The 12,288-nt window shown below is 55.8% G+C and carries 10 protein-coding genes and 1 pseudogene; all 11 read right to left on the bottom strand.

What is annotated here, in order from left to right; genetic code table 11:
- Window positions 1-126 precede the first annotated feature (126 nt).
- Window positions 127-903 (bottom strand): annotated as a pseudogene (locus tag FE781_RS08480) (aldo/keto reductase); the annotation flags it as partial.
- 35 nt (window positions 904-938) lie between these two features.
- Window positions 939-1,838, bottom strand: coding sequence for an aldo/keto reductase (locus FE781_RS08475; RefSeq protein WP_138789178.1), 900 nt, complete (start codon window positions 1,836-1,838; stop codon window positions 939-941).
- Window positions 1,839-2,265: 427 nt separating this feature from the next.
- A complete protein-coding gene (locus tag FE781_RS08470; RefSeq protein WP_138789177.1) occupies window positions 2,266-3,024 on the bottom strand; it encodes an SDR family NAD(P)-dependent oxidoreductase in 759 nt (252 codons plus the stop codon).
- Between the two features lie 7 nt (window positions 3,025-3,031).
- A complete protein-coding gene (locus FE781_RS08465) occupies window positions 3,032-4,318 on the bottom strand; it encodes a TRAP transporter large permease (protein WP_138789176.1) in 1,287 nt (428 codons plus the stop codon).
- Window positions 4,319-4,349: 31 nt separating this feature from the next.
- Window positions 4,350-4,853 (bottom strand): TRAP transporter small permease, encoded by a 504-nt coding sequence (locus FE781_RS08460; protein ID WP_138789175.1) that lies wholly within the window; start codon window positions 4,851-4,853, stop codon window positions 4,350-4,352.
- Between the two features lie 117 nt (window positions 4,854-4,970).
- Window positions 4,971-5,987 (bottom strand): C4-dicarboxylate TRAP transporter substrate-binding protein, encoded by a 1,017-nt coding sequence (locus FE781_RS08455; protein WP_138789174.1) that lies wholly within the window; start codon window positions 5,985-5,987, stop codon window positions 4,971-4,973.
- Between the two features lie 90 nt (window positions 5,988-6,077).
- The gene (locus FE781_RS08450; protein ID WP_138789173.1) at window positions 6,078-7,046 is read right to left on the bottom strand and encodes a phosphoglycerate dehydrogenase; all 969 of its coding nucleotides are present in this window, start codon (window positions 7,044-7,046) and stop codon (window positions 6,078-6,080) included.
- Between the two features lie 31 nt (window positions 7,047-7,077).
- Window positions 7,078-8,535, bottom strand: a complete 1,458-nt coding sequence (locus tag FE781_RS08445) for a gluconokinase (protein ID WP_138789172.1) — start codon at window positions 8,533-8,535, stop codon at window positions 7,078-7,080.
- Between the two features lie 69 nt (window positions 8,536-8,604).
- A complete protein-coding gene (locus FE781_RS08440) occupies window positions 8,605-9,291 on the bottom strand; it encodes a GntR family transcriptional regulator (protein ID WP_138789171.1) in 687 nt (228 codons plus the stop codon).
- Between the two features lie 287 nt (window positions 9,292-9,578).
- Window positions 9,579-10,961 (bottom strand): ADP-ribosylglycohydrolase family protein, encoded by a 1,383-nt coding sequence (locus FE781_RS08435; protein ID WP_138789170.1) that lies wholly within the window; start codon window positions 10,959-10,961, stop codon window positions 9,579-9,581.
- Window positions 10,962-11,159: 198 nt separating this feature from the next.
- On the bottom strand, window positions 11,160-12,101 hold the full coding sequence (locus tag FE781_RS08430; protein ID WP_138789169.1) for a stalk domain-containing protein: 942 nt from the start codon (window positions 12,099-12,101) through the stop codon (window positions 11,160-11,162).
- Between the last annotated feature and the right edge of the window lie 187 nt (window positions 12,102-12,288).

Below are 12,288 nucleotides of genomic sequence, written 5' to 3'. Positions count from 1 at the left end.
ATCTATAGAAGCCACGGTTTGATCCTCCTTCTAAAGTAGAGTCGCGTCACTTTAGTAGAAATCATACCGTGGCTTCCCTTGTCAAGAAGCTCGGCGCAATTTTACACCACTACTTGAGACTATAACCAAAATCCAGGCAAGAGCGATCGTCGTGTTGCTCACTTCATATTTGGCCGCGATCTCGTCGATGGTCCGGTTCAGTTCGGGGAACTTCTCGTTCCCGAGGAACACGCCTTCGAAGAAACCGTATTGAAAGGGCGACCAAGGCTGAATGGTGATGTCGTGTAATCTGCAGTAATCGAGCACGCTCCCGTCCCGGTTCACTGCGGACTCGTTCAGCATGTTCACATTGATGCCGTTGGAGATCATGGTCGCATTCGTGATGCTCAATTGCAGTTGGTTCGCCACGATCGGCTGCTTTACGAACTTCTTCAGCAGTTCGATCTGCATCGGATTCTGGTTGGACACGCCGAAGTACCGCACCTTCCCGGAACTCTCCAGCGCATCGAACGCCTCGGCGACTTCCTCCGGCTCGACGAGCGCATCCGGACGGTGCAGCAGCAGAATGTCCAGATAATCCGTTCTCAGCCGCTTCAGGATACCGTCCACCGACGCCAAAATATGTTCTTTCGAGAAATCGAACATTCCCTTGCGAATGCCGCATTTGGATTGAAGGATGATCTTCTCCCGGATGTCATCGTTCATGCCGATGGCGTCCGCGAACCGTTCTTCGCAGGCGCCGCCGCCGTAAATATCCGCGTGGTCGAAGAAATTCGCTCCCTCTTCCAGCGCTGTCCGAATAAAACGTTCCGCTTCGGGCTTGTCCAGCGAGTTGATGCGCATGCAGCCGACAGCAACAACCGGAACTTCCAGGGGGCTGACGCCCAGTTTCATGGTTCTCATCGCGTTGTCCTTCCTTTAAGCAAGATCTTCTTTCGTCAGGTAAGCCCTCTCCAGTTTTTCCCTGCGGACGCTTGTTTCCAGACCGCTCGAATCGAGGCGATCTGTTCCTCCGGAAGCGGTCCTTTGTTCGCATATGCCGCATTCTGCAGCCATCTCTCGGGATTGGAGGTTCCGACGATCATCGTGCATACGCCGGGTTGGCTGAGCGTGAATCGCAAGGCGGTCTCTATCGACTCCGGGAGGCCGCGCTGCAAGAAGTCATAATTCAATTCCTGCAAGCGATCCCAATACGGCTGGTGGTAAGGATTGTCGGGTCTTGACCCCGTCCGCCAAGCCGCATTCGCGATCGGACGCTTGGCGATAACTCCCATCCCCCTCCTGACGGCCTCCGGAAGCGTGAGGTCGATCGGCTCCTGATCGGCGATATTCAGCGACGTTTGCAGCGAATCAAACGCCCCGCATTGAACGGCGTACAACGCGGCGTCGCCGTCGCCGCTGTAACCGATGTAGCGGGCTTTCCCCGCTTCCTTCGCCCGCTGCAGAACATCGATGACCGTCCCCTCGCGAAGCATATCCTCCGAACAGCTGTGCAGCTGGATCAGATCGACATAATCCGTGTTCAGCCGCTTCAAACTGCGGTCGATGCTTTGCGCAAGCAGTTCCGGGCTCCAGTCGGGCAAGCCGAATCCGGAGGCATGGCCGCATTTGGTAAACAAATAGTAGTCGCTTCTGCGGTGGCCCACCGCTTTGCCGATGAGCTCCTCGCTGTCCCCGTAGCATTCGGCCGTGTCGATGACGTTTAACCCCGCGTCCAAGGCGCTGCCGAGAAGCCGCTCGACCACGGGCAACGACACCCCGTCAAACCCGATCTCCGCGCCGCCGAAGCCGAGGACGCTGACCTGCATGTCCGTCTTGCCGAAAGCTCTTCGTTCCATCCTTCCACCCCTTTCTTCCATTCCTTACTTGATTATAGTCCAAGACTGAATTTCGCGTAAGAACTGTAATAGATGTACGTTGCTTACGCGCAGGTAAGTGTAAGAAGGAATGTCGTGCCATTTCATTATTGTCCCATTAAACACACTGGTAACAAACATTATTGAAATCTGGACGAGATAGCAATTACTCTTATTGGTGAAAATACGTTTTCTGCGTTTTGTTGGCGCTACCCCATATCGTACTCCGCGACGCCGACATTGTCCGTGGCGGCGGCGAACGAGATCGACACCTGATTGCCGCTCGCCGGATTCGTGTTGAATTCTATGCAAGATATGGGAAGACGTGCCGCATGCTCAAATAAAGACCGGCATCGGGCTTCCGTACGGATTCCCGATGCCGGTCTTCGCCGCGCCGGTCAACGCGGTGTCAAATGGTCATGCCCCCGTCAATGGGAATAATGCTTCCGTTCATATACGCGGCTTCGTCGCAGCAAGCGAACAAGATCGCGTAAGCGATCTCTTCGGCTTTGCCGAGGCGGCCCATAGGCTGTCTGGCGACAAACGCCGCGCTCATCGCTTCCGGGTCGTCGGCCGTCCTGATCTTATCCTCGATCGCCGGCGTATAGGTCGTGCCCGGACAGACGCAATTCACGCGGATATTGTCTTTGACATAATCCGCCGCCATCGCTTTCGTCAAAGATACGATGGCGCCCTTGGAAGCGGAATAGGCGCTTCGGTCGGTATGGCCTTTTAACGCGGCTACGGAAGCGTTGTTCACGATAACGCCGCCGCCCTGTTTTTTCATTTGCCGTACGGCATATTTGGAGATCAGGAAGGTGCCTTTGACATTAACCCGCATCGTTCGGTCGAAGTCTTCCTCCGACATGTTGTCGACCCGGCCGGGCAACACGATTCCCGCATTGTTGACCAGAATGTCGATCCGCCCGAAGGCGTCCACAGTCTCCCGGACGATCCGCTCGGCATCGGCCGCGACGGAGACGTCGCCCTGGACGAAAATCCCCTCCGCCCCCGCCTTCCGCACAAGCTCCAGCGTTTCCGCCCCGCGATTCGGAGTAAGCGCGTTTACCGCCACTTTCGCTCCCTTCTCGGCGAACAGCACGGCTGTCGCGCGTCCGATACCCGCTCCGGCTCCTGTCACCAGCACCGCTTTATTGGAAAAGTTCAAGTTCCGCTCATTCCTTTCCGAAGATCATGTCGGGAACGACCAATACCAAATCCGGAACGAAGACGACCCCGACCACCACCAGCACGATGGCCAATAGCAACAACCAGGATTCCTTGAGAAATTGCCAGATCGAGCATTCGAAGATGGAGCAGACGATAAACATGACCACCCCCACCGGAGGAGTCAGCAGACCGATGGTCAGCGTCAGAACCATCACAATCCCGAAGTGCACCAGATCGATATCCAATTGCTTGGCGACCGGGATGAGAATCGAGGTCAGCAGCAGGATCAGGATCGTCGAGTCCATGAACATCCCGACGACGAGAAGAAAGGCGATAATGATCAGCATGATGACCCACGGCGTGTCGGAGATGCCGAGCACGTATTCCGCCAGCTTTTGCGGAATTTGCTCCCAGGTCAACCCGTAGCTGAAAATCGACGACAAGGCGATCAGCAGCATGATCATGCCGATGTCGAGCGCCGTATCCTCCAGGGTTTTGACGAACTTCTTCCAGGTAAATTCCCTGTACACGAGCAGGCCGATGACAATGGCATAGACCACGGCGAAAGCGCCGGCCTCCGAAGGCGTGAACAGGCCGAAGCGCAAACCTACAATCAGCAGGATCGGGAAGAGAAACGCCCAGATGCAATCGATAAACGTCGTCCCGATCTCTTTCAGCGAGGCCGCATGTCCCCGCTCCGGCTGGTATCCTTTGCTTCTGGCGGTAATCGCCACCGCGACCATTAACAGCGCTGTCATGAGGAGGCCGGGAACGAGCCCCGCCGCGAATAGCCGCCCGATGGAAACTTCTCCGATGCTTCCGTACAACACCAGTCCGATGCCCGGGGGAATCATCGTGGTAATCAGCGAGCTGCAGCCGATGACGCCGGCCGCGAACCCTCTGGAATATCCTTTGTTGATCATGCCGGGCCCCAGCACGCGCCCAAGCATGGTCGCATCGCCGATGGCCGAACTCGTGATTCCGCCGAGCATCGTGGCCAGCACCATGTTGACCTGCGCAAGCCCGGCCCGCAAATGCCCGGCCAGCACCGCCGCCAGCTTCATCAGCCGGTGCGTGATGCCGGTTTCGTTCAGCAGGTTCCCCGCAAAGATGAACATGGGGATGGCGAGCAGAACAAAACTCTGTGTCTGCGTAAGCACAAGCTGGACCGGTACGGTAAACGACAAGGTCGGCTGCTGCAGGAAGAAGACGGCCCCGGCAATCCCGATGGCAAACGCTACAGGCATGCCCATGAGCATGAATAAAAAGAACAGGACGATAACCAGCACCATGGTTTAATCCTCCGCGATCGCAGATTGCAGATTAAAGAAACTCTTGATTTCCCGCCGTTTGTTGGAAATGCTGATATCCTCTCTGAATCTGATCCTTCAGTTTCAATATTGTCGTGACCATCATAAGCGCGCATCCGACCGGCACGCTAAGCGTCACCCACGTATAGCTGAAGCCCGGGATTCCCTGGAATGTCCTTAACCGGGTGGTATAGGAGAGCCAAAAACCGAATCCGACCAGCGCCGCCAAAAACAGAAGAATGATGATCTGATTGACCAATTTGAGATAAAACTGAACTTTGACCGGCAGCCGTTCCACAACCAGGTTAATGCTCATCAGCTTGTCGTTTCTCATCGCGATATCGGCGCTCAGGAACACGCACCACGCGAACAGGAAAGTCGCCGCGTCCACCGCCCAAGCGACGGGGTAATGAAGGGTTCTGGCCACTGCCGAGAAAAATACCAAGGCCGTCAAGAGCGCCAACGAACTTTTGGCTATGAAAATCTCGATCTTGCCGATTGCGTCATAGAGTTTCATCCGTATCCACCTCGCGTCGAGCCTTCGAGAAAGGGGGCGTGTCTCCGCTCCCGCCCCGCCGGACGGGAACGGAGACCGCCCGATGTGCTTTTGCAGCCAATCGTTTACGGTCGCGGCTTATGGGGTTTTGCCCATTTCCTTGTAAATCCGGTCCCGCACTTCGGTCAGGTTCAATTTCTCGTACGCCGCTTCCCCGGCCTTTTTAAAGGCTTCGATATCCACATCCGACACGATGGTCATGCCTTTGCCGATAAGTTCCTGCTTGATTTGTTCCGCTTCCTGCTCCATGATCCTGGACGTTTCAAGCCCCGCCTTGTTGGCCTCTTCGACGAGAATGTCCTGGTATTCCTTCGGAAGGCTGTCGAAAAATTTCTTGCTGATGACCTCGAAATTAATCAGCAAGATGTGTTTCGTCTCGCTGATGTATTTCGAAGCCTCGTACAGCTTGCCGCCCGTCACGTTCCGGTACACGAGCTCGGCGCCGTCGATGGCTCCCTGCTGCAGGCCGACGTACACTTCGCCGAACGGCAGCGCCACGGGGGACGCACCCAGGGCGCGGACGGACTCCTGCCAAATCGGCACGCCGGGGGTCCGGATTCGAAGCCCCTTCAGATCTTGCGGCGTCCGGATCGGCTTGTTCGTAACCATATGTCTGAATCCTTGAACCCAGTTGAAGGATAAAACCTTAATCCCGTGTTTGTTCTCCAATTCTTCCATCCATTTTTTCACGGAAGGCAGTTCGTTTAACTTCTCGACTTCTTCAATGCTGTTCACGAAATAAGGGGCGTTCATCACCGCGATATCGGGAACGTACATCCCAAGACGGGCTGAATCGGTATTCTGGCCCACATTGACACCCTGCTTCAATTGCTCGATGATGTCTTCTTCCACACCCAACTGAGCGCTGGGGAATACTTGGATTTCGAGCCCGCCGTTCGTCCTTTCCTTCACGCGTTCCGCCCAATTCAGAAATCCTTGGTGAAACGGTTCCGATTCCGACAACACATGGTTGAATTTCAAGACGTATTTTTTGTTGGGAGATCCCTGGCTGTCTTCTGTTCCGCAAGCGGCCAATACGGACAATACCAAAACCATGGCCAACAGGACGCCGACGATTCTCTTGGCTTGGATCATCGAACTTCTCCTCCCGATTGTGCGATTTTCCCCATAACCTTTGCTCCGACAACACCGGTAACGCGCGGTGACTGTGTTCCCCCACCGTTTTCATTTTTCACCCCCTCCCCGTGTCCGCGTCTCCATTTCTTTTAACAAATCCATCAAATTATGGACGGAACGGATCGCCATTTTCTCGACCGCCTCCGCGGTATAGGCTCCGGCGTGAGGCGTCAAGACAAAGTTATCCAGCGTCAACAGCTTTTCGGACGGAGACGGCGGCTCCTTGGAAAATACATCCTGCGCGGCAAACGCGATCCTTTTATCCTTCAAGGCGGCATACAGGCTGTCTTCGTCGACCAGCTCTCCTCTGGAGGTATTGATGAGAATGGCGGACGGCTTCATCCGCTGCAGCGTGTCGGAATTGATCAGATGCCGGGTTTCCGGAACAAGCGGAAGATGCAGCGTGACCACATCCGATACCGACAAGATCTCCGGCAAGGAGTCGCAACGGGTTATCTCATGCTGTTCCAGAAACTCGAAATCGTTAAAATAAGGGTCGTACAACAACACGTTCATGCAAAGGCCCTTCGCTCGTTTGGCCACCTCCTTGCCGATCATGCCGCCGCCGATCACGCCAACCGTTTTGCCCGTCAGTTCGATTCCCCGAACCCGGCTCCACCCTCCGTTCTTCACGTCGGCGATCATGACGGAAACTCTGCGCGCGGCTTCGAACATCAGCGCGATCGCCAGTTCCGCGACAGATATGTGATTGCTACCTAAAGCGCTTACAACTTTGATATTCAGTTTTTCGGCCGCCTTCAAATCGATATTGTCCAGCCCGACGCCGTATTTCGAAACGGCTCTCAGATCCCGGCAGCTTCTGAGCACTCTCTCGGAGAGAGGGTCGATCCCCACGATCATACCCACGACATTTTCTTTGGCGAGTTCGATGATCTCGTCCTCCGTCAACGTCCTGCCCGTGTCGTTTGCAAGGATGCCGTAACCCGCACGTTCCAACAGAGGATCAATTTTTTCCTTGTAGGTATGAAACGATTTGGGCGTAATCAAAATGTTCATGCCGTCAAGCACCTCCTGAATCGGCCTCCCGTCAAATTCCGGCGGAATGTTGCGCGTAATATTTCAAATACCTGGCATAACGCCGTTCATAATACGCCCGTTTGCTCGCATCCGGCTCGTAGCGGCTGTTGAACGTCGGCTTGATGTCCTTGACGGAAGCGATTTCGCCTGCCGCTTTGAGACCCATGTAGGCGGTTCCCACCAGCGACGCGTGCAGCAGGCCGTCCGTGTGAACCGGCAGCCCGAATATCGAAGCGGCCATTCGAAGCCAGAACGGCGATTTCTCGATTCCCCCCGATATGCTGATCCATTTCGGCGGCTGTCCCACAATCGGCAGGGTAATCTCGTAACACTGTTTCAGATTGAACAGCACTCCCTCCAAAGCCGAGTAATACAGGTCATACAGATCGTGGTCGATCCTCATCTCGAACAACATGGCTCGTTTCGTATCGTCCCAGCCCGGACAACGCTCGCCGGCCAGAAAGGGAAGAAAGATCGGCGCCTCCCCTTTCATAAGCGACCGCTCCGCTCCCCGGTCCAAATCTTGCAGGCTGATGCCGCGATGAAAACCGAGAATTTTTTTGCCCATCCAATCGATGCTGTTGCCCGCGCCGGCGATGGCGCTACCGGCGATCCACATGTTCTCCACCCCTACGTAACACCAGGTGGAAGGATAATCGGCAAGCACCGGTTTTTCCGTGGAGATGCGCATGGCCGCGCTGGTTCCAACGGAAAGGCTCATGATCTGATCTGCGAAGGCGCCCGCCGCCACCTGGTTCATGCACCCGTCGGCTCCCGTTACGAGGACCGGCGTGCCTTCCGCCAGCCCCAGCATCGCCGCCGCTTCTCCCGACAAAGGAGCCGTATATTCCGACTCCACCAGGTTCGGCAGCATGCTGCCGTCGACCCCGGCCAGCCGCAATGCTTCCTCATCCCACCGAAGCGTATGAAGATTCAGAAATCCGCTGGCCGAAGCGGTGCTTATAGATGCGGCAAATTCGCCGGTCAGTTTCAAAAAGAGATATTCCGGCATGGACGCGATAAAGGCTGCCCGTCCCGATCCTCCGTTCTCTTTTTCGTGAATATATTTCCAGATCGTGTAGGAAACATGGATCGGACATCCGGTGCGCTTGTACAGCGAAGTGAAGAGCTCCGTATCCTTCCTGTATTTGTCCGTGGTGACGGACGCGCTGGTGTCGGCCCATGTGCTTAGACGGGACACGGGGCTTTTGTTTTTGTCCAGAAGCACCAGACTGTGACTCCATATGCTGCAGGCGGCCACCATGTCCACGCGCCCGATTCCGTTCCGCTCCAACAGCCGCTTGCCGGTCCGCAGCGTTTCTTCCATGATTTTATCGGCGTCGTACGTAAGGGTATCGCCCGCTTCGGCGGAATAGTTGTTCAACAACAGATCAACTGCGCCTTCGCCGCTCTTGTAAAGCATGGCTTTGGCCGACGCCGTCGACGCCTCCAATATGAGAATGAGCAACGTGCACACCTCTTTTCGCCCTATCGTCCGCAGCCGGTCGAACACCAAGAAGCCGCGGGCCGGACCGGCTTAACGGTCCTGATCGTGTTGGAGCATCTCATACACATTTTTTTTCGCGTTAGCGATATGCACTTCGATACACCTGCGGAGCTCCGCTTCGTCCTGCGCCGTCAAAGCATGATAGATGGCTTCGTGCTCCTTGACGCCCTGGATCATCCCTTCTCTCGGCTGACGGCCGTATACGTAGTGGGCGTACACGTGGGTCCCCAAGTTGTTGTAGATTTGCAACATGCGATGATTTCCCGAGCATTTGACGAATAGCTGATGGAACTCCTGGTCCAAATAGTAATTTTGAAAATAATCGTTCAGATCCCGGATATTTTCGATGATGCGTTTATGTTCCGTCAAATTCTCCAGGAACTTCTCCCGGATCTCCGCATTGTTTTTGAATGTCTCCATGACCCGGTCGATGTAGTAGGTTTCGAACATGCACCGGATATCCATCAATTCCTCAATTTCCTGCCATTTCACTTTTCTGACGCACATGCCCCTGCGGGGAAAGCTCTCGACCAATCCTTCGGTAACGAGCCGATTTAACGCCTGCTTGATCGGCGTTTCGCTGATTCCGTACCGTTCATGCAATTCCCTGACGACTATTTTCTGTCCCGGAACGAGTATTCTCTCGGTAATATCCTTTTTGATTGCCCGATAGGCCACTTCCACCAGCGTCTCCGTCTTGTAGTTCAGGATCTCCAAGTTCTGTCTTCCTCCCACAGGATTGCAAGCCCTAATTCGCTTTACCGTGTTAAAGTTTTAGATCTAAAATTGAAAATTCTATATCTATTATAGCGGGTGTTAGCGGATTCCAAAAGCCCCCAAGTTAAAAAATGGGTTCGCAAAAAAAGAGAGAGCGCCTTGCGGCTGCTCTCGGTCTTGCACGGAGACCCCCCGGCTCGCGCCCGTTATGGCCTCCCTGCCTGTATTCGCTTCGGTTCGCTTTGAGTCCTTCGCAACATTTCGTCGCGTCTACGCTCGTATTCCGGCTATCGGCTTTGCAGCTTCTTGAATACCTCGTAGCTTCGGCGCGCGCACTCCGAGATCGCGATCGGATGATACCCGGGGATTTCCGCATACAGCGTATCCTGCAGCGGTTCGGTCCACTTTCGCGGCAGCTTGGCGGCGCCGATCTGTGCTCCGAGAATGGAACCGACGGTCGCTCCGTTGCAGTCAGTATCCCACCCGCCGAGCACGGCCGTCGCGATTCCTTTCTCGAAATCGCCGTCCGCGAACACAAGCGACGCGGCGACCAGGGCGGCATTGTTGTTGGTGTGCACGTAATGGTAATGGCTGAACGTGTCCCAGAGGCGGCGCACCAACTCGACCTGGTCGTCCGTCGACCGGGCGATTTCGACCCCCTTGCGGACGTCGTGCGCCAATCGGCAGTTGGCGGGAATCTCGCTCAGTCCGATGTCGACGATCCGGTTCGCATCCCGTTCGACAAAGGCCGCCGCGATCATCGCCGCCACGAACATCGCGCCGTAGATGCCGTTCTTGACATGCGAGAGCGACGCGTCGCGATGAGCCAGTTCGGCCGCCAGTTCGGGATGGCCGGCCGCGCCGTAGGCGTATGCGTCGACGCGGATTTGCGCGCCGATCCATTCCCGGTACGGGTTCAGATAGGTGCGGACCCAGTCCAGCTTTTCCCGGACGTTCTCCGGACGCCCGCCCTTCGAGTGGGAAGTGATCCGGGCGAAATTCAAATACGCCTGCGTCTCGGCCGTGCACACCTGGCGGTAGGTAAGCTTCTCATGCCACAGCTTGCCGACATCCCAGGTGTCCCAATCCAGTCCTTTCCGCTCCAGCATCTCCAGACCCAGCACCGTATAGCGGATGTCGTCGTCGGTTTCCATATAGCGGATTCGTTCGCGAACGCTTTCGGCTCCCCAGGGGGCCAGTTCCATCCCGTACGTCTGCCGCGCCCGCGATTCGTTCGGCACATAGCCGCCGATCGGCCAGGCGTCGGCGCCTTCGAACCACAGTTTCACGTTCAGCCAGCCGGGCCGTCCGTCCATTCCCAGCATAAACGGCAAGTTTTCCAGAGGTTTTCCAAGCGCACACCCGACCGCCCGTCCGAGCCACGCTCCGTAAAATTTGTCCCGCCACATGTCATCGGTCCATTCCGACGCAAGCCGTCGCGGGCCGTCGGGGCGTTGGGCCCGGATGTCCGTCAGGTCCGACGGTTCCGAGTAGGGAAATTCCGCCCGGACCGGAAGCTCGGCCAACTCTTGGTATACCTGGAGCAGCCTCGCCTCGTCGTCTCCCGCCTCCTCCACCTTCCGGTCGAAGCCCGTCACGTCGCAGCCTTCTTCTTCCCGCTGTTTAACCTCTATCCGCACCAGAGCGGCCAGTGAATCCCATCCTGCCATTGCGCATTCTCCTTTCGAACTAAACCGTTGTACTCGTCCCCATTTTACTACAGCGGCGGAGCAAAGAAGGAAATGGACATTTTTCCGACCGTGATCGACTTTCGATTAATCGGCAAAAACCGATGCCGGGATGCGAACCTTTTTTTGCGGCAGGACCGGCTAAAAAAATCCGCACCTTCCGGCACGGATCGGTCCATCCTACTCAAAAGCTTCCGTATCGCCGGCTTTCTCCAGGGAACGAACCTCGACGGTTACGGATTTGTATCCGGTGAGATCCCCTTTGCCTACGGTTTCAAATGTGGAAGCGGTATAATGCTCATCGCTGCCGTAGTCGCTCCCCTCGATGTCGGCTGTGCCCAGGACATTGCCGACTTCGTCGTAGAACGTCAACGTCGCTTCGTAACGGTAATGCCCGTCCGGTTTGTTCAGGCTGATCCATCCCTTCACTTTGGTGAAGCCATCCTGTTCCAACAAGCGGAATGTGCCGACGGACAAGCTGCGGGTCGAGTCGCTGATCGGCGTATCCGGCGGTACGGGCAACGGATGCGGAACCGGACTGACGCCGGTTAGCGATGCAAACGCATATCCGGATACGTCCCGGTCGGCGACCGCCTTGAATTCCCGAATCTGGTCGCCGCCGGAAACAAACGGCACGTCCTTGAACGACGCTTTGCCGATATAGCGGCCCTGGTCGTTATAGAAACGAATTTCCCCTTGAGCCGCCACTTCCGTACCCGGCGCAATCGCATTTCGCGCAGAGGCCATAGCCTCCCAGTGCTCCTGCCCGATGTACAGTTGGCCGGTTACCACGGTCTCCCCGCCCTCTTTGGCCGCTTGCAGGTGTCCCGCCCGAATGCCGCTCGTCATATGCGTGACATTGAAGCCGTCGTCCACGACGATCGTCGAGGAGTCCTCGTCGTAAGCCACCACCGCGCCGAGGCTCTCCGCGACGTACCGGATGGGCACGTACGCATGGCCGTTTACATTTACGGTCGAATATCCTTCGGGCAACTCCCGCGTGACGCCGTTGATTTTGTATTTTGCGGGAAACAAAACGGCTTGAATGGAATCGCTGGCCGATACGGTTACGGCTCCGGAGACCACCGCCCCCAGAACGAAGCCGCCGATCCATTTGTTCATGGCTCTCCAACCTTTCCGATTATAGGGTTCCGGATAACTAGACGTTTGAAGAATATGGAATGTTACAAGGATTGCCGATTTTTTAAGTTACGGTAATTTTATTATGTAAACTTGATCGGAACGGCGAAAACATTCCGTGTCCGTTCGAGCCCGAAACCATATAATTAACTGCATTAAAAATCAATCG

Origin of the sequence: Paenibacillus thermoaerophilus (assembly GCF_005938195.1) — a bacterium.
In the GTDB taxonomy this organism is placed as follows: domain Bacteria; phylum Bacillota; class Bacilli; order Paenibacillales; family Reconciliibacillaceae; genus Paenibacillus_W; species Paenibacillus_W thermoaerophilus.
This window is presented reverse-complemented; position numbering and strand designations above follow the sequence as displayed.